This window comes from Verrucomicrobiota bacterium (assembly GCA_021413925.1).
In the GTDB taxonomy this organism is placed as follows: Bacteria; Verrucomicrobiota; Verrucomicrobiia; order Chthoniobacterales; family UBA6821; genus UBA6821.
This window is the reverse complement of sequence record JAIOPL010000003.1, coordinates 62,682-86,295: the sequence shown is the minus strand read 5'-3', so window position 1 is coordinate 86,295 and position 23,614 is coordinate 62,682. Positions and strand designations below refer to the sequence as shown.

Here is a 23,614-nt window from a genome sequence, read left to right as displayed (position 1 = left end):
GTTTCTACCAGAAATGAATGTAGGATTTGAGTTCATATCTCAGATCTTGGGAACGTTCACCGATTTTCTTGGCTGGAACTCCAGCAACGATCGAATAGGGCTCCACGCTCTTCGTGACAACAGCACCCGCCGCCACCACTGCACCTTTACCGATGCGGACACCAGGGAGAATCACCGAACGGCAACTAACCCAGGCATAGTCCTCGATAACCACCTCTGCAGATTCACAGGCGAAGTCCGGATCATTGACTTGATGCTGCATAGTCCAAACCCAGACACCAGTAGAGAAGTTCACCGAATTCCCAATGGTTAGTCCTCCGCGCCCATCCAAGATACATTGATCTCCAATGCAGCTATGATTTCCAATGGATATCCTGTGCGCATCCCTGATCTCACAACTATTATATATGACTGAATTAAGTCCCAATCTGATTCCGTAAAAAAAGCGGTAAATAAAATGGCGAATCCTCTGACTCGGAATTTTTCCCGAGAGATTGATACAATAAAAACTGAATGATTCAGTTATTTTCATTTTTGAACTAAAGATCGCTCGTATTTTTTAAGCGATAAAAGGCTACACATTTCATACCATGCATGGAAGAAACTCAAAAATACACCCCTCCACCCACCAGTCAACCCTCTTAATGCGAAGAGATTGTATGATAAATCCCTTGAAGTATGCACAAAAAGCAGGATATAACTAAATCTAATGCCTTTATTATACCTGGCCTTCCCTTCTAGTTTAATGTACCTATCATGTTTTTCAAAAAGTTGACGTATTGTGTCAATCCAGAAATGTTTTATTTTATACATTTCGGGAAGAACCATATCCCATATTTGATATCCTTGATTCGAATCAGCGTTCTGATGCACGTCATCTCCTTGAATAGATCGGTTCTTATTAAATAAGAATTGTTTTCTTAATTCTTGCTGCCCCCAGGTTGTAGTAGTGAGTTTTTCTCCAAGAAAATAGAATTGTGTAGGAATGCAAATAATTGATGAAGAATCAATTTTCGCCTTATTTTCCATAATACATTGAACAATATTTTCATTAAATATTTCATCTGGGTCGATTAAAAGCACCCATTCATTTTTAGTAAGGCCTATTAAATATTTCCTGATATAGGAGATTTCAGGCACCCATTCATGGGAAATAATATTCGCACCACTTAAGCGTGCAATTTCTAAAGATCGGTCTGTGGAACCCAAATCAACTACTATAATTTCGTCGCAGAATTTTATATTATGGAGGCATTCGCTTAGATGGCGCTCCTCATTAAAAGTAACAACGACCGCTGATATCAATACAGCAGCTTTATTTTTTTGCATCTGGGATAATAAATAAAATATGAAATTGATCAAGAAATCCTCCGTAGAATTTCCCAAGAATCTGCACCCACCACCATTTTTTGGGGTGCACTAATGTTGAATTTTCGACATCTAATAATTTTAGTCCATAAAATTTAACAAAGTTTCCCAACCCAGTCGGCGTAAAATGCCAAAAGTGCTGATTAGGCATCCATGCATACCACCGATCTTTTTCTATAGTTGGAATGATTCCTTTATAGTTGGCCTGCACTAAAAACAACATGCCTCCTGCTCCCACTTTTTTAATTTCTTGGATAATTAAACCGGGATCCTGAAGATGCTCCAGTACATGAGAAAGTATTATAACATCGTATTTTTTATCAAGATTTGTGTTTGGAAACTCTCCCGTGATTACATTAAGGCCTTTTGTTCTTGCCCTCTCGCTAGCAGTCGTGCTTGGTTCGATTCCTGTAACATTATATCCCGCTTTAAATAACTCGTTTAAAAGAAGGCCTTCCCCGCATCCTATTTCAAGTATTTTCGCATCCTTATGTATGGACCTTTTTAGATGTCGTACTTGCTGGTAAATACTTTTTTTCCATTGGCTAGGTAGATTCTCTATATCCATTATTTGACTGACTTGGGATTCAGTCGCGTCAGAATGAAAATCGTTGTTTTTATAATCGTAAATATCCGGCAGTGGGTGAGTCCATGCGTTATCACATATTTTACACATTATAATTTTTTTATCACTTGCATTTGCAATTATTTTAGAAGCAGAACTATTGCATAATGGGCAGATCTCAAGTGTTTTGTATATCATATATTGTTTTAATTATACTTTAATGCCAATCCATAGTGATTTCGATAAATGTAAAAACTTATATTCTTTCTTTTTATTAATTATATTTTTTATTACCCAAGTAGGCCCGAGTTCTACTCGATTGGCATAGTAATCATGGAATAATATATAACCCCCTTTAACTATAAACTTATCAAAATATTCAAAATCTAAGCGGCATCCTTCTATAGAATGATCTCCATCAATAAATAAAAGATTTATTTTTTTGAAATTATTTACGAAATCTTTTGAATAGCCATGTAATATTTCAATCTTATCAATCACTCCTAAATTTGCCATCCCTTCTTTAAATTGCAAAATCAATTCTTTTTCACCTTTTTCTTTTTCATATTTTTCAGCACTCTCTGTTTCGCCGGCTGCATTAAATGGATCAATTGCAAATACTTTCCCATTTTTTAAGCCTCTAGCTAAGCAAAAAGTGCTTTTTCCTTTCCATGAACCAATTTCCACAATCACCCCATTTTTTACTTTTTTAGAGAAGTAATATAATGCTGCTGCTTCTTCTGGCTGTAGAAATCCTTCGATTAGTTCATAATTCCTGATTTCAATAGGAAGTTTGGAAAACTTTCTTTCGTAGTATTGAGATTTTAGCCTAGTGATCATTAATTTAAAAATGTCTTTTTTATATTATTTGTCATTTCTTATACATTTATAGTCCATTACTACACATCCGTCTCTTGGTGTTATTTTCATTGTTTCTGTATCTGCTTTAAGGCTTGAATCATTATAATAGCTTCTTAGAACATCTCCCCCACCCGACCCCTCTCCAAATAAACAGTAGGGAGCAAGCCATTCTGGAACATTTACCAGACAAACTGTGGCTCCGTGGGGTGGTCTGGGCATCTTACTCAAGAAGTTATAGATCTTTTTATTCTCCCGTCCTACTGAAAGATAAAAACCTCGATAAGTGCGATTCATCCCATTCGTACTGATGAATGTCAGCATGAGGAATGCAACTCCTGCAATTGCCACAGGTCGCCAGTTTTCAGAACTGCTCCTCTTTCCTCCAACAACCCAGCAGAGTCCTGTGGCTGTCAGAATGCTAAGGATCATCGATGGGATGTAGAGGTAGAGTCTGGTCTGCATGTTCTGCATGGGTAGAACCGGTGCGATCAGTAGTACGAACAGAAGTGGGATTAAAATCAGGGGGCTTCTATCCCTCAGGTAGCCACTGACCGCGAGCCAGAGGAAGCCAAGACATAGAACCGCCCAGAATCCGTAGAACGGCCACGACCAAGCCCCGTTTGATGCAATGTAGTCGTCCTGGAAGGGATTGAAATAGATTGCCAGATAGCGGATCAGGTTTCTCAGGAGAATCAGCGGGTCATGGGAGAGGAAATAGGGGCTAAGCGGATCATCAAGATCGTGATTTCTCGACTTGATCCAGAGGATCCGACTCACATAGGCCACCATCAGCACCAAGAGCCCTCCCAATAGAGCGGGATTCCACGAGAAAGGACGCCCAAGTTCCTTCCTACTCCAAGTGATCTGCCAAACCGTTATGCAGGCCAGCATACAGGGAAGCAGAACTGACATCTCCTTCGATCGCAGGGCCAGACCATAGGCGAGAAGGCAGATCAAGGATTTCCAGATTCTTCCCTTCCCGTCCTGAGCCAGGAAGTAGAAATAGGAGGCGACGAGGACAAAAAATCCCGCCAGCAGGTCAAAGACCGCCGAATCCCAGTAAACAGCTCTGAGCGTCGATGTCGACCATCCAGCAAAGAGAACTGCTGAAATCCATGGTAGTACACCCATCCATTTACGGGATGGATTCCCGAGGTAGTCCCGGAGAATGAGACTCATGACGGCGTACAGGAGCAGGCTGCTAACCAGATGGATGAGCAGGAGTACGGCATGATGGGCGACCTCGTTCATCCCGAACAGGGAGAACAGACCCTTAATCAATACAGCCCCGACCGGGCGGTCGTTGTAGGGAGCATTAGGGATGACGTTGAAGAGGTCGCCGAAGGATGTGTTCAGCGTTCTCCACTGCCATATGTAGTCGTCGAACTGGAAGAAATTCGTGCGGCTCAGCCCCCATCCGCAAAAGACAATCCCGGCAAGAAGGATCAGCGCTACATGGATCCATAACTTGGAAAGATCAATAGCCTTTTTCTCACAGAGTTCCATGCGTTTTTAATTCGGCTGGATAGATTGCACGCAACGGGAAATCCGGACAACTTCAATTCCCATCAAGATCGAATCCCGAATGAGGCTCACTTTGCTGCCCGGCACATCATGCCAATCGATAGGAAACTCTATCATTCTGCTCTCTGACGCCTGAAGGAGCAGGCAGAGCTCCACATCAAATGCGAATCCAAGAGTCTGCATTCCAGGTCGAATTTTTCTGTAAGTGTCGGTTTTGAGGATTTTCAGACCGCACTGAGTATCATAGGCGGGCACATTCCCCAGCCATGAAACCAATGTTGCAAAAATGCGGCCGGAAAGATGCCGCTTCAGTGATCGGGTCACAGTTCTGCCAAGCATTTTCACGCGACTCCCAAAGATGGCATCAACTTCTTGGTGATTTTTCCTGATATGCTGCTCGGCACGCATGATCTCTGTTACGGAAACAGCTCCGTCTGCATCGGCAAAGGCCAAAAGAGAGAATTCACGGGCCTCCCCGTAGTCCCACCCCCTGCGAACTGCGCCACCCTTGCCTGTATTTTTCTCCACGAAATGTGGGGGCAAAACGATCGGGCCGCTCTCTGAGCCTGGTGATGTGTATTTGCCAATAACCTGGTTCAATCTCTCTCTCTGGCCAGAAGCCGACCCATCATCCGATACAAGAATGGAGAAGTGAGAGGGCAATACTTCCACCAGGTTCTTCAGAAATGGCTCCAACCTATCTGCATCATTATAATGTGGGATGACGAGGAGTGTTTTACTCACTGATAAAAAGAGGGAAGGCTATTAGGCGTTAACACTTTATGAAGAAAGAGATGAAAATGTTATGGTAAACTTCAGGTTCAGAGAGAAACTATAGTCTTAACCGCTTCATTCTAAACACTTTCTTGTTTCACCCCAGTGCGTGGTACTTCTCGAGTACCTCTTGGGGATCTCCTATCATCTCTAGTTTTGATTCGTGAATGAGGATGGCACGGTCGGCGAAGCGTTCCATGGCTCCTGGATCGTGGGTGACTAGGATGATAGTTTTCCCCTCTTTCTTGTACTGCTCAAAGAGAGCGAAGCATTTCTCCTGAAAGACAAAATCACCAACGGCTAACACCTCATCAAGGAGCATAATCGGAGCATCAACCTGTGTAGCAATGGCGAAGCCTAGTTTCACAGACATACCGCTGGAATAATGCTTCACCTGTAGTTCCATGAAGTTCTCAAGCTCCGCAAAGCGAACGATCTCCTCATACCGCGCGTCGATCTCGCTCTTTTTCAGTCCAAGAATCGTGGCGCTCAGGTAGACATTCTCTCGGCCGGTCAGTTCTGCATTGAATCCCACTCCTAGCTCTAGCATGGGGGCGATACGGCCATGGATGGTGAACTCACTCCCTTTATCTGGCTTATAGATGCCGGCTAAGATCTTGAGTAATGTTGATTTCCCAGAGCCATTACGCCCGATGATGCCAAAGAACTCCCCCTGCTGGATCTCAAAGCTGATGTCGTCCAAGGTCCCCTTAGCCTTCCGCTCGTTTCTCACACCGAACTTCATCAAACGCTCACGCAACGTTCCCCTGCGCTCCTCGGGCAGGCGGAAGGTCTTGGAGAGGTTTTTTACAGTGATGGCGGGAGGCATGCGGAGGAAAGTCTAAAGGATGAAGGCTAAAGGCTAAATCAACTGAGTCGAGAGGTCGAACCAAGCTCCAGGGAAGGAGCGCGGTAGACTACTACTCAGTCGTAGCCCCAACGGGGCGCCACGGCTTCCGGGAGGAAGTGGCGTCAATGTCGAGAGCTTTAAGAAAGAATATAAGGGGGAAGCCTGTTTGAGAAGATGGAAGATGGCAGTTGGGAGATAAAGAAAAGCTGATGGGGAAATCAGTAAAAAAAGTTAAATGTTCGAAGGTGGAAAGGTAGCCGAGGTTTGATGAAACTTGCCGTAATGGATGCGAAGTAATGCCCGGGCAAGCAAACCTGAATGGGGAAAAGCGAAAATAACTGAGAAGAAGATATCTCAAACTCCAAGTGCCAAGGGGTTCCAAACTTCCTTGAAGCCAAATCCCTTGAAATCTTTTTGGTTTACGGTGGCAAATCGATCCACTCCATGATGTTGGAGAGTGAAGGCCAAGCGTGCATCGATGATGTGTCTATAGCCGGCCTTGGTCTCAGTCGCGTAGTCCCAAAGCTTCTTTGAAACAGCGGGATCGTAATCGACGCACCTCCAGGATGGATTCTTCTTCAGCTCAAGACAGTAGGAAGCGGACTCTAGCGCGGTATAGGGTCTCGCAAAGACAGCCGGGTTGCGTAGAAGCATGTAGAGCTCAACCAGAACGAGCTCGCAGAGTACAAACTCCTCGTCCGTGTACTCGATGTCATCAAAGAAACTCCTGGCCGCGCTATGCTGAGCTGAATCGGGATCGGCCGCATGAACAAAGAGGTTGGTATCAGCGGAGAGCATTTATTGATGATCCAGATGGCGACTCTCTATCGCATTAGCCTCGGAACAGGCCTTTGCCGGATCCATAAGATGCCCCCCACTCCCGCGAAGCACGGGCATACTCCAACTTCCTTTCTGAGGTTCGGCTTCCGGCATTGTCTTCACGTACGCTTCCATCCCGCGTCGGATAAGCTCTGCGACAGACCAATCACGGGCACTCGCGATCCTCTTGATTTGAAGGAAGAGAGGCTCAGGAAGCTGGATTTGCGTTCTGGTCATGCCATCAATATGATGCCAACATTATTCTGTTGTCAATATTTACTCCTTTAGAGTGCAGTAGGCTGGATTTTAAGTAGGAATGTATTCCAAACATCCATCTGATTTTTCTCCAATAAGTGAGGGCTTGATGCGACGGTCAAAGGTGGCAAGCACCCCTTTGTTTCTCTTACAAAGGTTTAGTAGGTAAGCATCCGTGGAATGAGCAGATCCAATTGTTAGCCTCTTATCAGAAAGCCATTCGGACAATGAGTAATCATTGCTCCAGAAGGAGTGCTCCCTTGATGCCTTCTTGAATTCCTCAAGGCGGTCGGCCAGTTCCGCCATCGGGAGTGGAGAGTTCGGATAGGCGGGATGTGAGAGGATTCTCAATATTCCATTCTCTGTAATCGGGCATGTGGCCCATCCATGGGCTCCGTATTGAGAAAACCATGCATGGGCTGCAAAATGGTGGATGTGAGCCTCGTCGAAGAGGGCCACAAGGGTATTTACATCCAACAGAAACTTGATCTCGCGACTCATTCGTCCCTGAGTTGATTGACCATCTCCAATGTTACTGGCGCTGCATCCTGAGATCTGGTTACCACCCGAAGCCCATTGCGAACTACTTCCTTCTGCTGTCGTTGTGGGGAGTGTATTCCCTTGCGGATCAAGAGTGAAACTGCCTTCCCGAGGCTCAGACATTGATGCCGGGCGACATCTTTAGCCACCTCCAAGACATCATCTTCAATTTCAAGCGTTGTTCTCATTTTCGCATCATAACATCACAGCATCATTTCGTCAATTTCTTCTCTGTACGCAATAATAATATGACCCAGAAAGTTAAAGGGAAAATGGCGGAGTCGAGCGACGAGAGGTCGAGAGGTCGAGAGCCACTTGGGGGCAGTAAAAGGTTAAAGGTAAAAAGTGGAAAGGTATGCCGAGGTGAAGGAAAGCGGGAGGCTAAAAAACTGAGTCGAGAGACGAAGGACGAGAGTCGAGAGCTAGCAGGAGGCGGTAAAAAGTGCGAAAGTGAAAGAGGAGAGCTTGAGAGTGAATGGAGGATCGTGGGGGTGGAGGTCGGAAGGGATCTATTTCCTGAAGTACCGCACTCCGTTGACCCCCTCAAAATGAGCATCCTGCGTCCAGAGCAATGCCTCATGGCGCAGCGCCGTTGCGTAGATGATGCTGTCCGCCAAGGGAAAGGGAAGTCCAGCCGACTCCAGGGCCAAGGTGGCATCTAGTTCGATAACCCTCCCCAAACTCATCACACCAAATACTTGCGCGGCCATATCCTCACCTTTGTCTCTGAGAACTTTTTTGTAGACTTCGTAGATCGATATTACAGGAACAATGAGTCTATCAGTATCCTCAATTGCCTCGGCGAAAAGTGCAGCTCGATCTGTGCCCGCCAGATATTCCAGCCAAGCAGAGGAATCGACCACATTCACAGGCGATCTTCCTCTCTCTCAATGGTTGTATCCATACCCTTTAGGAATCCTCTCATGGACTTGGGCGAGCGCACAGGAATGAACTCCACGCGGTCGTCATGGTTGAAAACATGCAGTCGCATCCCAGGCTCCAAGCCCATCCGCTTGCGGATCTGACGGGGAATCACTACTTGAAACTTTGGAGAAACGGTTACGGTATTCATATCGATACATAAATTGTATTCCGTTTATTCATCGATGCAAGTTCCGATACCTTGAGTATTTTGTAATCTCTCATCCTAATTCCTAAAAGCGAACTCCTAAATACCTCTTCTAGTCGCTTCGCGACTAGAGATCCTCTACCATCTCGCCTTCTTTCCATTTAAAGACAGCAATTCCCAAGAAAAAGACGAGCAGGCTAACTCCAAGCACATAGCAGTATCCGAGCTTGCTCAGCCCGCCGAGTCCAATCAGGACATAGCGGGAATACTCCAGAATACCGCTCATGGGATTCAGAAATTCAAAGAAACGGTATTTCTCAGGCACATTGCTCATGGGATACATCACTGGGGTGAACCAGAACCCCAACTGGGTCACCACTTCCCACAGACTCAGGGTATCGCGCACCTTCACCACCACGATACTGAGGATAAGGCCTATCCCCATGACCAGAAGGTAGAGGGCGATAACAAGGGGGATGAACCAAAGCATCCGAAGCGACCAGTCGACCCCATCAAGGAGTGCAAAGACCAGAAAAACGATCAGGTTGAAGAAAAAACCGATAAAGGCACCGGAGACAGCTGCCATGACAAGAATGATCCGAGGAAGATAGACCTTTCTAATCATCTGATAGTTGCCGATGAAGCCATTCATTCCAGCCATGGTTCCTTGTACGAAGAAGTCCCAGATGATGATTCCAAGCAGAAGGAAGAGTTTGTAGTGAGGGGCCGACTGCTTCATCACCACCGTGAAGACGATGTAGAGAACGCCGAACATTGCAAGCGGCTTCAGAAGAGACCAGACGTAGCCCAAGATGCTGCCGTAGTAGCGCATCTTGAAGTTTGTCCAAGTCAGCGTAGTAAAGAGACGCCACTGGTAGGCTAGGTTTGAAGTCATGAAAAGTGAGACTTTAGGGATTTAGGCCTTGGGCGCTTTTGGTACTTAGAAAAAAAGGCCTCAGTTCCAAGCTGATCCTAATCGTATTTCTCACAGTCCTCAAAGGAAGCCGCGATGGCGTCCTTCTGTGATACGAGTGGTGAGATGCCGATATCAAGCGGCCATGTGATGGAGAGCGTTGGATCATCCCAACGGAGGGAGCGTTCGTCAGATGGAGAGTAGGGTGAGGAGACCTTGTAGTGGAAGTCGGCGATTTCACTCACCACTAGGAATCCATGAGCGCATCCAGGAGGAACCCAGAGACGCTCGTGAACTTCTGCCGTGAGCCTGTAGCCGTCCCAAAAGCCGAAAGTCGGCGAGCTTTGCCGGAGATCAACCAGAACATCGAAGACAGTACCAGAAGTCACCCAGACGAGCTTCCCCTGTGCTGCGGCTCCAGCTTGGTAGTGGAGGCCTCGGAGGACATGACGCGCGGAGCGGCTATGGTTGTCCTGCACAAAGTCGGCATCGATGCCAAGGTCCCGGAAGGTGTCCCTATTCCACGACTCGAGGAAGAAGCCTCGGGCGTCGCCGAAGACCTTGGGCTTGAGGAGGAAGGCGTCATGGATTTTAGTAGGGAATTTGATCATAGAGAGAAGGATGAAACCTGAAAGTTGAAACCTGAATGAGTAATGAAACCGTCGGATAAGTGGAACGGATTAGTTGCCACTCAAGGGGTTGATCACTTCCATGAAGTCGAACTTCCGGAAGTCTGAATCGGCAGTGTAAATTCTCAAAACGCCATGCTGTTTTAGAATCACAGCCAGGTGTGCATCGGGGACAAGATTTCCCTTCACCCCAACCAAGTTGGATAACTGGGCGTATTCCCCCGCGAATCCCTCCTGCTCGCCGGTCACTCGGCAACGCGGGAGAGACAAGAGGCTTTCTACATTTTCCCAAGCCTGTTGGGCACTTAGCGGGTTTCTGAAAATAGAGGGGTGGGTTGCTATTCTCTGGTAGCCCATGAGGATGCCCCAAGTCAGGCAAAGCAAATCCGGGTCATCTCCCCTGCTCTCCATGAATTGCTTCGCTTTTTGATGGTGAACCGACTCCTGATCAGAAGCATAGAGGAGGATATTCGTATCAATCGAATAGCTCATTGTTTATCCAAAATTCGATACACAGCATCCTTATCGCTAAGATCAATTAGCGCTCCCATGCGACCGGTATTCCATACAAGCCTAGCCGGTCCCGTTGTTCTGTTATTACGAAAAGCCAAGGCGTCTGCCAAGAGACGGGATGCCAATTTCCCCAGGGACACGCCCTCCTCTTGCTGGACTCTTTTCAACTCCTCTAGAATAGGAGACTCAATATCAATGGTAGTCCTCATGATGTATGATGCTAACGCATAACGCATCAGATGTCAAGTTACCTCTTCCGACGCTTGAGTACCTCGCGGAGGTAGGTGCCGTAAGTAGATTTGCCCAGAGGCTCCAGGGAGCGCTCGAAGGCCTCCTCATCAAGGAAGCCCATTTGGAGTCCAATCTCCTCCAAGCAGGCGATACGAAGCCCTTGTCTGTTCTGAATGGCCCGGACGAAGTCCGCGGCCTCGAGTAGGGACTCATGGGTGCCGGTATCAAGCCATGCCGTCCCACGGCCAAGCTTCTGAACCTGAAGGCGTCCTGCCTCGAGGTAGAGGCGATTCAGGTCGGTGATCTCGAGTTCTCCGCGTGGAGAGGGCTTCAAACCGCGCGCCATCTCCACGACGTCGGAGCTGTAGAAGTAGAGTCCGGGAACGGCGAAGTGGCTCTTGGGATGAGATGGCTTCTCCTCCAAGGAGATCGCCTGTCCCTTGGCATCAAACTCCACCACTCCATAGGCGGAGGGATCCGCCACTTCGTAACCAAAGACGGTAGCGCATTCTGTATCTCCATTTGCCTCGGCCAGCGTATCGGTGAAATCGTGCCCGTAGAAGAGATTGTCGCCCAGTACCAAGGCCGCGGGCGCTCCGGCCAAAAACTCAGCACCGATCAAGAAGGCTTGAGCAAGACCATCGGGACTGGGTTGCTCGGCATACTCGAATTGTACCCCGTAGCGGGATCCGTCCCCCAAGAGTCTGCGAAATGAAGGCAGATCATGTGGCGTAGAGATGATGAGAATCTCCCGAATCCCAGCGAGCATCAAAACCGAGATCGGGTAGTAGATCATCGGCTTGTCGTAGACAGGCATGAGCTGCTTGCTGACGCCGAGAGTGAGGGGATGGAGACGGGAGCCGGATCCGCCGGCGAGAACTATGCCTTTACGATTCATAGATTAGGATATGGGAGTTGGTAGATGGAAGTTGGGGGGAGTGAAAGGGGTGTAGCGGGATAGACTGTAGGCTGTTAGGAGGAGAAAAAGCCCAGCAACGAGGGTCGAGAGGCGAGAGCTCAAAGTAGAGAGTTAGATACTGCCGAAGACAGGTGGGATCTCACGCATCATCGAGCGAAGGCTGTGACCCTCGGCCTGCAGTTGATGATCAAGCTGCTCGTCAGGGAGGGATGACTCCAAAATCCGTTCCACTAGGGCTCGTTTGCCGCGGAATCTTTCTGCGTAGGGATGCTCAGGATTCAACCAGTGGGCCAGCAGTCGTGACCGCGCGCCAGAGTTCCAAAGCAAGCGCCCATACTCGAGTCGGGCGATGTCCTGATAGTTTGGATAATTTCCCCAAATGCTCATAGCACCTTCCTTGCCCACTCTGCGTGGGCTTTGTCCCGGGGCTCTCCCCTCTTGAGTTTAGGAATAAGGAGATCATCAACAGAAGGCACGATGACTTCCAGCAGACCATAGGTTTTCCTAAATGATCTGGATTTCCAATCAGCGGGCATCTCGGAAAGAACGGCTATCGGCATGAGGTTGACATGCCATCCGTGGCTTTTCTCAAAATCACTGCCGATCATGGCCTCGTAACCAAGTAACGCCACTTGTTCGCTTTCCGTGACCGGGTCGACATCCATGCTGTTTTCAGGAAGCGGCAACTCAAGATTGCGCTGTGCAGCATGCCACAAAAGAGCCCCAGAACCGATCAGCACCATGCTTCCTGATTCTGTGAGTTGACTCCCCCATTCCATGAGCCAGCTTTCGATCTGACTTGGATTTTTTAATTCCCGAAGAGGCATAGCGAAGTGAAAGGGGAGAAGCTATTTAGGCTGAAGACTGTTAGAGGGAGAAAAAAGTCGAGCGTCGAAGGTCGAGGGACGAGAGCTGCGAAAAGAGAGGGGGAGGATTTAAGGCCGGGGCTGAATGATGATATGGTTCATTTGCTATAGCCTAACAGCCTACAGTCTAAACCCCTATTCAGTCTGATACTGCTTGGTGACCCAGTCCTTGTAGGCACCTGTGGTGATGTTCTGCACCCACTCCTGATTGTCGAGATACCATTGCACGGTCTTGCGGATGCCGGTCTCGAAGGTCTCAGCTGGCTTCCAACCTAGATCCCAGTTGATCTTGGTCGCATCGATCGCATAGCGCCGATCGTGCCCCGGGCGATCCGTGACATAGGTGATCTGCTCCGCATAGCTCTTGCCATCGGCACAAGGTGACAGCTCGTCGAGGATCGCGCAGAGCGTGTGCACCACGTCGAGGTTCGGCTTCTCATTCCAGCCGCCGACATTATAGGTCTCCCCCACCCTGCCAGACTCAAGGACACGACGGATGGCCGAGGCGTGATCCTTCACGTAGAGCCAGTCGCGGACCTGCTGTCCATCTCCGTAAATCGGGAGGGGTTTGCCGGCAAGAGCGTTGTGAATGACGAGAGGGATCAGCTTCTCAGGGAAGTGGTAGGGGCCGTAGTTGTTCGAGCAATTCGTTGTCAGGACCGGCAGGCCGTAGGTGTGATGATAGGCGCGGACAAGGTGGTCCGAGGCAGCCTTACTGGCCGAGTAGGGACTATTCGGCTCGTACTGCTTCGTCTCAGTGAATGCGGGATCAGTCGGTGATAGCGATCCATAGACCTCATCAGTGGAGACATGGAGAAATCGGAAGGCTTTTTTATCCGTGTCGCTGAGGCTGTTCCAGTAGGCACGGGTTGCCTCCAGAAGCTGAAAGGTGCCGACAATGTTCGTCTCGATGAACTCGGCAGGCCCATGAATCGAGCGGTCGACATGCGACTCGGCGGCGAAGTTCACGATCGCTCTTGGCTTATGATCAGCGAGAAGTCTGGCGGCCAACTCGGCATCTCCGATGTCACCACGGACAAATGTGTGTCTGGGATTCCCCTCCAATGAAGCAAGGTTCTGGAGATTCCCGGCATAGGTCAGCTTATCGAGATTGATGATGGAGTCTTGTTCACGGGACATCCAGTCGAGCACGAAATTGGAGCCGATGAAGCCGGCACCGCCGGTAACGAGGATTGAGGGCATAGTAAGTCGAGAGACGAGAGTCGAAGGTCGAAGGCTTTTAGATTACTTGGTTCAAAATAACTCCATTAACGATAGGATTGCTCGGCCATGCTGCCGCCCTTCGCCGTGGGTAAACCCATAGGTATGGACAGTAAACATGATTGGGAGTCGTGACTTGAAAAGCGGGAGGCCGAACAGGGCGGTACAAGATGACATTCCATCATGAATTTTGCCAGATGACCACTACGGAGACGGAGGGAATCCGGAAGCTTGATCTCACGCAAAAAAGCGAAACTACAACAAGAATTCACAGGGATGAAGTAGATGAAAGGGATGCCGCCATAGGATAGTTGACCCCTCATCCCTTTAACTTACGCCTTCAGCCTTTAGACTTACGCCTTTCCTGACACCCACCACTCACGCCATTTGGAGGGAGCCCATTTTGAGGGAAGGTAAAGAAGGGCCGCGAGTGCCACGATCCAGCTGAGAGTGCCAAGAGCGAGGCAGAGGGAGTACCAAGCGGGAGCCTTGAACTTGAAGGTCACTTCATGGGAGCCAGCCGCCACAAAGGTGCCAAGCAACGCGGCCTCGGCCCGGGTCGTCTGCGCAGACTTCCCATCGATCGTCACGGTCCAGTCAGGATGATACGCCTCGGAGACCACGAGCCATCCCGAGGCGGTCGGGGGAAGCTGATAGGTCATCCGCTGGTAGTCATCCATGCGGTTGCCAACAAGAGGGACTCGACCGAATGGCTGTCCCGCCTTACCCTGGTATTGCGCCTGCAATTCGATCTGGTTGGCGCCTTTGGCCATTCCGGCGAAGCCTGGGATCGAGGGATTAGGAGCAGCCATCTCCACCGTAGCGATATTCTGATTCAGGAGTTGTAGAGCGGCCGGCGCCATCGCGTAGCTGTCAGGAGGCAGCGAGACAAAATCATGGGCCAGGAAAGCGGGGTAAAGAGTTCCGGGATTTGCCAGCACCGCGAAGTAGCGGTTCTCAAAAACCACTGGATAAACGGATCGAAAGAAATCCTGCATCTGCTTAGGCGAGAAGGGATCCTCCTTATCGAGCAGGATATAGGCGACACCAACCACATTCATGAAGCTCCTTAACGAATCGCCCGATGCGTTACCGGCCGCTTCCAAATGACGGACCCACTTTAGCTGGAAGTGGCGTAGCAGTGATTCACTGTCGATAGCACGTCCTGCCTTCTCGGGAAGAGTGAGGTAGAAATATCGCCCACTGAGAGGATGAACACGTCCCTGGAGAGGTGCCGTCTTGAGGAAAGCAGCAGCCTGATCATACTCCGTGAAGAGCTGGCGATCCATTCCGCGAGTCCAGTAGGCCGAGTGAATCGGATAGAGTTCAACCAACAGGACCACTCCCACAGCTATCGCGAGTGGCTTGCGCCATGCTGACCTCACGACCTCAGTGAAAAGCATCCAGAAGGCCATCCCCACCGCGGCGGCGAGACAGCAGAATCCACCCACGCTCCAGAATGACTCGGGGGCCCGGATGTCGTTAAAAAGAGGTAAGAACTCCGCAATCTTGAAGACCGGCACCACTAGTACGATCACCGTAACGAGAGCGGATACCAACTTATAATTGGGAAGTAACTGCGATGCGGTTTTGTAGATCAGCCAGCCAATCCAGATGACTGAGAGCCATAGAATCGGGATCGATGTATCCGGCAGTCCTTGGGAGGTCTTAAGGACATTGATGTGCCCGAGCAGAATCCCATCGGGACCGGAAGCGAACCAGATCGAGAGAAGCCAGCACCCGCTCAGAGTCAGGAACCAGCGTCCAAGCTTCGATGCCCGCCACTCGGCAAGATTGGAGAGTGAAAGCGCCAGCGAGAGGGCCAGAAGCGGGATCAGACCAATCTGGAACATCTGGGCATCCCCCATCAGTTCCGGATTACCCTTGGTCAGGAATCCCCAAATGTCGATCCAGAGTAGAGGCGTCTTGAAGGCGTAGTGATGCTTCCAGCCATCAACAGGATCAAAGAGAAATCCCGCCGCGAATCCGAACTCTCTGGATCCAGGCAGAAGGAAGATCACCGCCGTGCCAATCGCAACAAGTATGGCAAACCCATAACCGATCAATGCGCGGCGGAGATGAAGGCGGTTCTGACGAAGGACCTCTGCAGTCCAGATAAGCAGCATCGGCGACATCACAACGGCGATCTTTGTGTAGCTTAATGCAAGGGCTGCAGCAGCGAGTCCAAGTCCCACGATCTCACGTGGAGAGCCTTCCTCTGCAACTGCAACGATCCCTCGCAGGATCAGGGGAGTGAAGACAAAGCAGAGTCCTACAGTCCAGTGTTCGTAGTTGCCTATCGCCACATGGATCGAGGGAAGAAGGATGTACACCAGCGCAATCCATGAGGACATCGAACGCCCGAATCCGAGCCGCTTGGTCAGGGCCCACATGGAGAGGGCGCTCAGCGGAATAAAACTCAAAATCAATAGCTTGAGGGTGATGAAGGAACCCAATAAACCGCCAAAGAGTAACATCGCCGATTTTGCAAGGAAGGTCGCCAACGCCGCCACATCATAGGCTACGGAGCTATGCCCAAGCATGTAATTAGGAGTCCATCCCGCCACTGGGCCCTTCAGCATATCCCAGAGCTTTCCAGTATCCCCGAAAAGTTCCTCTCGGGAAGGGGCCTGAAGCAACCACCCAACCGCAATAATTAGAATAAAGACTAGCCCGCCCCAGAAAGGCCACCGAAGGCTTGTTTCAGAGGGGGAGAGGGATGTGTTTTTCGATGACATAATCAGGATCGTAAGAGGGTTTCAGATAAACTATAAAGGTCATGAAGAAAAAACCTCCCTCCAACTTTGTGGTCTCCATGCCCTTCATGGTAAAATTTTTTGATTTAGAAGTTGATTCGCTCCTTTTCAACAACCAACGGTCTCTTAAGAACCTGTGTGTGGATCGCCCCGATATACTCGCCCAGGATGCCAATGAAGAAGAGCTGGACTGAAGCGAAGAAGAAGAGGCCTATCACCAGCGGCGCCGTACCGACAGGCAGGCTGTACCAAAAGATCAGCTTGTAGATCAGGTAAACCAAGGCAACGAGAAGACTGAAGATTGCCATTACAAAGCCCAACATGGCGGCCAACCTCAGCGGCACCTTGGAGTGATTGGTAATGCCGAGCATCGCCAGATCATAAAGGGTGAAGAAGTTGTTTTTCGTGATTCCGCGCTTACGGGCCGGTTGATGATACGAAATCTCGGCGATCGGGAGGCCGATCTCGGAAATCTGACCCCTGAAGTAGGGGTAGGGATCAGCCACCTTGCGGCAGTAATCCAGGATCACACGATCATAGAGACCAAAGCCGGTGAAATTCTTCACGGTCTTGAACTCAGCGAGGCCCTCCACCAGCAGGTAATAGAGTCGCCGAACTGCGAAGAAGAGGGTCGATTCGTCGCTTGATTCTTTGATCGCAACCACGGCCTTAGCACCCTCCTCCCACTTCTTGATCATCTCAGGAATCAACTCCGGCGGTTCCTGCAAATCGGAGGCTAGATAGATCGCTGCATCTCCCGAAGCCTGCATCAGACCATGATAGGGTGAGCGGATATGCCCGAAGTTTCTGGCATTCAGGATCAACTTCAGCCGGGGATTGCCAGCCGCCAGTTTCCTCAGAATCTCCTGAGTTCCATCTGTGGAGGCATTGTCGATGATGATCTGCTCGTACTCGAAGCCCGGCAAGGACTCCATCACCTTGGCCACCCGAGCCACGAGTTCCTCGACATTTCCAGCTTCGTTGAAGCAACCGGAAACAATGCTGATCTTCTTCACGATGGGGGATGGCAGCCTGGAATCTCTTAGATACCACGCTCATAAATGAGAGCTTTGAGCTCTTCATCATAAGCGTACGGGGTATCAACTCCGTCGATAAGCAGGGGATGATCCTTGGGAATATCAGCCAGAAGCGTCTGCCCCCTCATGATCTCACGGCAGGAGAGTTGCCCTTTCTGAAGCGGAACAGCCAGGTAGACATCCTCATCGGAAATCGATTCCCCTTTCTTCAGGTCGCGCTTGGCATAGACGCCGCGCACAAGAGCGTCGAGGTACTTGACCTCCTCGGCGGGGCAGCGACGCTTCGCGACACCGGGGGTGCCGCACATCCGCTTCACTTTGCGGAAGGTCTTGAACCACGTGTCGATCTGATGGGGTATCGAGCAGTAGGGAGATACGGAGATGCCTCCATCCTCGATGTCAATGTGACGCTCAAAGGTACGGGCCCCCTTCGCATAAGCAATCGTGAGGCTAGCCTCCCAGTCCTCATACTCATGGGTTGAGAGACCGATCGTGTTCTGCGGATAGCGGTTGCGGAGATAATCGATCTGGTTGAGCTCCAGATCGGCCTGCTGGGTCGGGTAGAGGGAGACGCAGTGGTTCAGTCCGAGAGGAATCTTGCGATTGTCAAAGAAGGTTACCAAATCATCCAGATCCTTAAGCGATGATCCTCCAGAAGAAGCAAGCACCGGCTTCTTGGTCTTAGCAATGCGCTCGATCAGGAACCAGTCATTGACATCCGAACTGGCCAGTTTGATGACCGGCAGGTCAAGTTCCTCACACAGATCGACCGAGGCCTCGTCGAATGGCGTGGCACTTGGTATACATCCAGACTGACGAATGGCATCGACCAGAGTGGCGAGATCCTCCTTGGAAAGACGCGTGTCGAGCGTCTTCTTGATGTAGCGGATGTCGGTACGATCCTTGAAGTCCTTGTGGATGAAGTTGTGAACATCACGGAACTGCAACTTGATCGTCGCACGGACATTGTTGAATCGGACAATCTTGGAGAAGGCGTCGATGATCTTCAGACCACGCTCCAAACTTCCCCAATGGTTATTAGCCATCTCGAGGACGAAGAGTTCGTCAAAAAAGTCGCGGTTGATCATTTGTAAAATTGGTTCAGTCAATTACCTTGGCCAGATCGGTGGAGCTTTTCAACCGCAACCACTCTTTCCCTGTGACAATTTCGTCAAACTGTCCATAACCATACCCGGCTTCCATAAATGCGAATCCGACTGCCCGTGCCGCCTTCAGATCATCTGGACTATCCCCTACAAGCAAAGTCTCGGAAGCTATTAGCGAGTGTTTCTTGGCGAGGAGAAGCGCCCCCTCAGACTTGCTGGAAAGAGGCGGTTGAATCGAATCGGGGGATAGGATTTCCCTAAAATGAAATTCCAACCCCAGATGTGCGAGAATCCTTCTGGTCGGAGCTTTGGGCTTATTGGTCAGCACGAAGAGCGCAATCCCCAAGGCTTGGAATTGATGCAGGGCCTCCGGAATTCCAGGATAGGCGACTGAAAAGAGAAAGCCCCGGTTATTGTAATCTGATCGGAACTCGTACAATACCTTTTTTCTTATCTCCTCATCGTGCTGAGGCCACATTCTCGAGAGCATTTCTGGCAATGGGGGGCCGATATGCGTCTTGAGCTCAGTCAGATCCAGGGAGGGATTCACTTGTACGACAGCATGTCCTAATGACTCAAGAATTCCGGGAAACGAATCGATCAATGTCCCATCGAGATCAAAGATAATATTCCTGAAGACTCTTCTAGTCATCTCTTGCTCGCGTAAAGAACAGTGTCAAACCCATTGAATCGATGAGCCCGTAAAGAGAGTCGATAAGCGGGGAAAAGCTTCCTTATCAGTTGGGGAATTTCCCAAAGATGGGTAGGCGTATGGTAAACGCAAACGGCTAGATCTGGCATTCCTTGCTGGATTGTTCGTCGGGCGCCATTCAGAGCTTCAATCTCTGCGCCTTCGATATCCAACTTTATCAGGGTGGGTTTGAAATTCGGCAGCACATCGTCAAGAGCCATCACCTGCACATGGAGATCACCACTCTCGGTCAACTGACTCCCTGCTCCCTGTCCGCTTTGGAACCGTAGCATTCCGGTCTCTCCGCCGATGCCACAGGGATAGAGCAATGTCTCGATGCCCTCTGCTGTGTAGCGGGTTGACGCATCGACCAGCTTCCGGAAATTGATCATGTCAGGCTCAAACGCGGCCACAGCTTCTATCCGGACCCCCTGATCGAGAAAAAAATCAACTGTGTCGCCGATGAAGGCCCCCCCGTCAACGAGTCGCATCGGTTGACGAGGAGGAGGAAGATCCGCAGGAGCATACTGCGTCTCGATCAAAGGAGAGGCCAGCAGGCTCTGGTCAAAGGTCAGGCGGAAAGCCAGATGATCGTGATAGACCTGCCGGCTTACGGGATCCCCAAAAAGCTCGAGTCCTTTCAGGATTTCCTCCTTCCGTTCATTCAAACCAAGACGGGGTGCCAGCCAGAACTCCGGCGCCATTCCGAGGCGCTCGTGGATTTCAAAGTAGGAGATGATCGAGGCGAATCCGATCTCCTTCAGAAGGGAAATGATCGGTGTCGGATCAGCCGCATAATTAAAGACTCCAAGAATAGCCGGAATTCCTTTCGCAGCCAAGGCACAGGCCTCTTCCGAGACCGGCAAATGACAGGGTATCCCATCGACCGTTCTTAAGGATTCAGCCCTGGCATCCAGGAAGGCAAGGACTCGTATTCCTTGGGCGATTGTTGTTTTGGCAAGTTTCCTGCCGCAGTTGCCAGCTCCATAAATGACGATCTCCGGAAGGTCCCGCTCAGGAAGCGGGTGGGAAGCTGTCTCCAGCAGGGCGCTTAGACTTTTACGCAAGATATCCATTAACAATCCTTTAGGGGCTCAACTAGCATATTGGAGAGAAACTCTTCGCGCTCTAGAAAGGGCGCCATATCCTCCAAGGGAGCAGTGACCATGCGTCCATCAGGTAGGCGCTTGGAACTGGTCTTAGGCTCGAAGCCCTGATCCAGATCGAGCGGCACCACCACAACTTGAGGCCCATCCGCGTTCAGGACCCGCGAGATGTCTGCGGCAGGATTCTCCGTGTCGAGAAGATGGGAGGGAAGACCATAGGCTTCCGCAAGTTTCACGAAATCAGGAAAACCGAGACCGCTCTCCGGACCCTCCCCCACAAGGCGACCAAAGAAATTGCGCTGGGTGGATCGAATCGAGAGATAGCCACCATTTTCCAGCACGAAGACTTTCACGGGCAACTTCAACGAGGCAAGGGTGGCAAACTCCTGCACGTTCATCTGCAGACTCCCATCTCCCGCAAGGCAGATCACTGTCCTGCCAGGATCAGCAACGGAAGCGCCGATGGCGGCAGGAAGATCATAGCCCATCGAGGCGGAACCGGAGTTGCTGAACAGGCGCTGCCCTTTTTTCAGAACGCCCGCCTGAAAGGGGGTGATGCAGGCGGTGGCATTCCCGCAGGCAAAGACCGCATCATCGTGAGCCTCAGAGAAAAGAAGCTCAATGAAATGATACTGGTTGATACGCCCGAGGGGAGCAGTGCGATGCTTTTGAAGCACGATAGGATTCCTCTCCACGCGCTCACGACACCAGGAGAGCCAATCTTCGCGTTGCACCAGCTCAGTGGGCTGACCTTGCCCGGACTCGCGAAGCAGAATCTCCAGAAAGTCGCGCACATCGGCCTCAATCGGAAGATCGGCTTGGAATGTCGGCTTGGAGAGTTCAGCCGGGTCGATGTCGACCTGAGCAGTGCGGGCCGTACGGGCAAAGCTCGACCAGTTGTAACTGATCTGCCGGATACAGAGACGGCTGCCGAGAATCAGGACGAAGTCGGCATTCTGAACGGTAAAATTTCCCGCGCGGGTTCCAATGGTCCCCTGCCTGCCGGCATAAAGTGGATGATCAGAGGCGATCAGATCATGGGTCCAGGCCGTGGCGATCGGAACCCGCAGGGTTTCAGCTACCCGGAGAAGCAGTTCCTCAGCCCCCGCAAGTCTCACCCCTGTGCCGGCCAGGAGGATCGGTCTTTCCGCGGAACTGAGCAAGGCGAGCACCTCCTTGGCTTTGGCTTCCAGGTCGGCTCGATCCACTTTTTTGTCATCCTCTGCAGGATTGTAAGGGCGCATTGTATCGGGATCGACTTGTGCGGCCTGGACATCCACCGGGATGTCGATCCAGCAGGGCCCCGGTCTGCCGTTGGAAGCAAGATGGATGGCCCTCTCCAGATGGTACCGAATCGTCTCGGGTTCCGTGATCGTGACCGCGTATTTGGTGATTCCCCGGACCATCCCGATGATGTCCGCCTCCTGGTCGCCGAGTTGCCTGATCCGGCCGATCAACCCATGGGTCTGCATCATGGTCTCCCGCTTTACCTGTCCGGAGATCACAAGCATCGGAATCGAGTCGGTCCAGGCTCCGAAGACACCGTTCAGCGCGTTGATCCCCCCGGGGCCGGTCGTGACGTTAACAATGCCGGGTTTGCCGCTGATCCTTGCGTAGCCTTCCGCCGCGATCGCACAGGCCTGCTCATGATGGCAGCAAATGCGGTGAATCCGATTTTCGATGGCAACGGCATCGTTGAGGTGCATCGCTCCCCCACCAGTGACAAGAAAGACATGGTCGAGCCCTCTGTCGGCGAGAGTTTGGAAGATATAATCGGAAAGACGGATCTGGCTCATTCTAATCCTTTGAGCAAGGTGGCGACAGGGTTCGTAAGATTCAAAGTGCGGATAGTCTCCAGAATGGAATCCGCATTAATGAGCGAACAGACAAGAATAGGCATTTGCGGCGCATGGATTTCCGAACCTGCAATGACTTTGATGCCATGCAACAACTTGCCCTGATTGATAGGGTTTCCATCCACGAAAGCCGCTATGTTGGCATCACGCAGACAAGTATCGGAAAGTAGCTTCAGGGTCAGTTGACCAGTTCCCCAAACAATGATTTTGGGATATTCATTGATCAACTTCCGGATATTTGCATCGATACGGGCCATCAGTAAATGGGAGGCCGCGACATAATCCTCCAAGGATCCTTCAAGTGATTCATCCTTAACGACAGGCGAGCGTTCCTCCGACTTCCGTGCGAACCAAAATAGCGCGGGGTAGGGCATATCCTTCGAGGAGTAGATGATCTTGGTTCCGCTAAGTTCAGGCAAGAAGCGGTTACGACGACAGAGATTGGCCAGACTCGTCTCCGAGAAGTGATTGATGTGTTCAGTATTGAAATCCTGAAACGGGGCCACGAGAAACTCCTTGTAGCGAGAAGCATCTGGCACCTCGATGTAAACCCATCCTCCAGGATTCAGCAGTCGATGCACCAATTCCATGGCCGCCGAGAGGTCCCTAACATGCTCCACGACATGACTAAGGATGATGCCGTCAAAGGTTCCCGCTTCCTCTGGAATAGATGCCAACGTGCCAACCCAAGCATCTCCCTTTGCGAGATTAAGCGTGGCCTCCACGCAAGCCGGCGAAGGATCGATGCCGAAGACATTCAGGAACCCCTTGGACTGCAGGGCGGTAAGGAGCCCTCCGTTTGCGCATCCGATATCTACAATACGGGCGGTGCGCTTGTCGCAGAAACCGGCCACTTGATCCGCCAAGCCGTCTAGACGCTCCTTATCCCAGGGAAGGACGCCGGCACCCGTCGAGGTAGCATTGTCTGCATACTTCGACATGGCGGAGTAGTAAGCGTCATATCCAGCCTGGTCGACCGCGGTATCGGAAAAGACAAAACCGCAGGCATTACAGACAACATAATCGCAAACCGAAGGAAGGAGATGCCCCTCGCTTAATTGAAAGTTCTGGGTATGGATCACCCTGCCGACACGGCAGTCGCAGATCGGACAGTGACGAAGGAGAGCTTTTTCCTGCATGGGTTT

General features: G+C 50.6%; 26 protein-coding genes. All 26 read right to left on the bottom strand.

Annotated elements, in window-relative coordinates; genetic code table 11:
- Positions 1-4: 4 nt before the first annotated feature.
- The 26 genes from K8R57_02365 to K8R57_02240 all read right to left on the bottom strand — a co-directional run bounded on the left by K8R57_02365 (position 5) and on the right by K8R57_02240 (position 23,608).
- Positions 5-532, bottom strand: coding sequence for an acyltransferase (locus K8R57_02365; protein MCE9587138.1), 528 nt, complete (start codon positions 530-532; stop codon positions 5-7).
- The gene (locus K8R57_02360) at positions 529-1,329 is read right to left on the bottom strand and encodes a glycosyltransferase family 2 protein (GenBank protein MCE9587137.1); all 801 of its coding nucleotides are present in this window, start codon (positions 1,327-1,329) and stop codon (positions 529-531) included. The genes K8R57_02365 and K8R57_02360 overlap by 4 nt, the downstream gene beginning before the upstream one ends.
- Entirely contained in the window at positions 1,316-2,131 is an 816-nt protein-coding gene (locus tag K8R57_02355) for a class I SAM-dependent methyltransferase (protein ID MCE9587136.1), read from the bottom strand. Before K8R57_02355 ends, K8R57_02360 begins: the two co-directional genes overlap by 14 nt.
- Before the next feature lie 12 nt (positions 2,132-2,143).
- Entirely contained in the window at positions 2,144-2,773 is a 630-nt protein-coding gene (locus tag K8R57_02350) for a class I SAM-dependent methyltransferase (protein ID MCE9587135.1), read from the bottom strand.
- Positions 2,774-2,797: 24 nt separating this feature from the next.
- The gene (locus tag K8R57_02345) at positions 2,798-4,300 is read right to left on the bottom strand and encodes a hypothetical protein (GenBank protein MCE9587134.1); all 1,503 of its coding nucleotides are present in this window, start codon (positions 4,298-4,300) and stop codon (positions 2,798-2,800) included.
- Positions 4,301-4,306: 6 nt separating this feature from the next.
- Positions 4,307-5,062, bottom strand: coding sequence for a glycosyltransferase (locus tag K8R57_02340; protein ID MCE9587133.1), 756 nt, complete (start codon positions 5,060-5,062; stop codon positions 4,307-4,309).
- 127 nt (positions 5,063-5,189) lie between these two features.
- Positions 5,190-5,921, bottom strand: coding sequence for an ABC transporter ATP-binding protein (locus K8R57_02335; protein ID MCE9587132.1), 732 nt, complete (start codon positions 5,919-5,921; stop codon positions 5,190-5,192).
- Positions 5,922-6,296: 375 nt separating this feature from the next.
- Complete coding sequence (locus tag K8R57_02330; protein MCE9587131.1) at positions 6,297-6,740, bottom strand: type II toxin-antitoxin system VapC family toxin; 444 nt, start codon at positions 6,738-6,740, stop codon at positions 6,297-6,299.
- Complete coding sequence (locus tag K8R57_02325) at positions 6,741-6,998, bottom strand: antitoxin (GenBank protein MCE9587130.1); 258 nt, start codon at positions 6,996-6,998, stop codon at positions 6,741-6,743.
- A gap of 69 nt (positions 6,999-7,067) precedes the next feature.
- Positions 7,068-7,505 carry a VapC toxin family PIN domain ribonuclease gene (locus K8R57_02320; protein ID MCE9587129.1) on the bottom strand — a complete coding sequence of 146 codons (438 nt, stop codon included), beginning with the start codon at positions 7,503-7,505 and terminating at the stop codon, positions 7,068-7,070.
- Positions 7,506-8,065: 560 nt separating this feature from the next.
- On the bottom strand, positions 8,066-8,425 hold the full coding sequence (locus tag K8R57_02315) for a type II toxin-antitoxin system VapC family toxin (protein MCE9587128.1): 360 nt from the start codon (positions 8,423-8,425) through the stop codon (positions 8,066-8,068).
- The gene (locus K8R57_02310; GenBank protein MCE9587127.1) at positions 8,422-8,628 is read right to left on the bottom strand and encodes an AbrB/MazE/SpoVT family DNA-binding domain-containing protein; all 207 of its coding nucleotides are present in this window, start codon (positions 8,626-8,628) and stop codon (positions 8,422-8,424) included. Before K8R57_02310 ends, K8R57_02315 begins: the two co-directional genes overlap by 4 nt.
- Positions 8,629-8,752: 124 nt before the next feature.
- Positions 8,753-9,520 (bottom strand): ABC transporter permease, encoded by a 768-nt coding sequence (locus K8R57_02305; GenBank protein MCE9587126.1) that lies wholly within the window; start codon positions 9,518-9,520, stop codon positions 8,753-8,755.
- Positions 9,521-9,597: 77 nt separating this feature from the next.
- Entirely contained in the window at positions 9,598-10,149 is a 552-nt protein-coding gene (gene rfbC, locus K8R57_02300; GenBank protein ID MCE9587125.1) for a dTDP-4-dehydrorhamnose 3,5-epimerase, read from the bottom strand.
- A 69-nt stretch (positions 10,150-10,218) separates the two neighbouring features.
- On the bottom strand, positions 10,219-10,659 hold the full coding sequence (locus K8R57_02295) for a PIN domain-containing protein (protein MCE9587124.1): 441 nt from the start codon (positions 10,657-10,659) through the stop codon (positions 10,219-10,221).
- Positions 10,660-10,927: 268 nt separating this feature from the next.
- Positions 10,928-11,809: a glucose-1-phosphate thymidylyltransferase RfbA gene (gene rfbA, locus K8R57_02290; GenBank protein ID MCE9587123.1), complete on the bottom strand. Its 882-nt coding sequence runs from the start codon at positions 11,807-11,809 to the stop codon at positions 10,928-10,930.
- Positions 11,810-11,941: 132 nt separating this feature from the next.
- Complete coding sequence (locus tag K8R57_02285; protein MCE9587122.1) at positions 11,942-12,217, bottom strand: hypothetical protein; 276 nt, start codon at positions 12,215-12,217, stop codon at positions 11,942-11,944.
- Complete coding sequence (locus K8R57_02280) at positions 12,214-12,657, bottom strand: hypothetical protein (GenBank protein ID MCE9587121.1); 444 nt, start codon at positions 12,655-12,657, stop codon at positions 12,214-12,216. The genes K8R57_02285 and K8R57_02280 overlap by 4 nt, the downstream gene beginning before the upstream one ends.
- A 174-nt stretch (positions 12,658-12,831) precedes the next feature.
- A complete protein-coding gene (gene rfbB, locus K8R57_02275) occupies positions 12,832-13,899 on the bottom strand; it encodes a dTDP-glucose 4,6-dehydratase (GenBank protein ID MCE9587120.1) in 1,068 nt (355 codons plus the stop codon).
- A 371-nt stretch (positions 13,900-14,270) separates the two neighbouring features.
- A complete protein-coding gene (locus K8R57_02270) occupies positions 14,271-16,499 on the bottom strand; it encodes a YfhO family protein (GenBank protein MCE9587119.1) in 2,229 nt (742 codons plus the stop codon).
- 260 nt (positions 16,500-16,759) lie between these two features.
- Positions 16,760-17,689, bottom strand: coding sequence for a glycosyltransferase family 2 protein (locus tag K8R57_02265; protein MCE9587118.1), 930 nt, complete (start codon positions 17,687-17,689; stop codon positions 16,760-16,762).
- A 26-nt stretch (positions 17,690-17,715) separates the two neighbouring features.
- Positions 17,716-18,798 carry an N-acetylneuraminate synthase family protein gene (locus K8R57_02260; protein MCE9587117.1) on the bottom strand — a complete coding sequence of 361 codons (1,083 nt, stop codon included), beginning with the start codon at positions 18,796-18,798 and terminating at the stop codon, positions 17,716-17,718.
- 13 nt (positions 18,799-18,811) lie between these two features.
- Entirely contained in the window at positions 18,812-19,468 is a 657-nt protein-coding gene (locus K8R57_02255; protein MCE9587116.1) for an HAD hydrolase-like protein, read from the bottom strand.
- The gene (locus K8R57_02250; GenBank protein ID MCE9587115.1) at positions 19,465-20,574 is read right to left on the bottom strand and encodes an FkbM family methyltransferase; all 1,110 of its coding nucleotides are present in this window, start codon (positions 20,572-20,574) and stop codon (positions 19,465-19,467) included. The genes K8R57_02255 and K8R57_02250 overlap by 4 nt, the downstream gene beginning before the upstream one ends.
- Before the next feature lie 8 nt (positions 20,575-20,582).
- On the bottom strand, positions 20,583-22,409 hold the full coding sequence (locus K8R57_02245; GenBank protein MCE9587114.1) for a thiamine pyrophosphate-binding protein: 1,827 nt from the start codon (positions 22,407-22,409) through the stop codon (positions 20,583-20,585).
- Positions 22,406-23,608: a class I SAM-dependent methyltransferase gene (locus tag K8R57_02240; GenBank protein MCE9587113.1), complete on the bottom strand. Its 1,203-nt coding sequence runs from the start codon at positions 23,606-23,608 to the stop codon at positions 22,406-22,408. Before K8R57_02240 ends, K8R57_02245 begins: the two co-directional genes overlap by 4 nt.
- Positions 23,609-23,614: the final 6 nt, after the last annotated feature.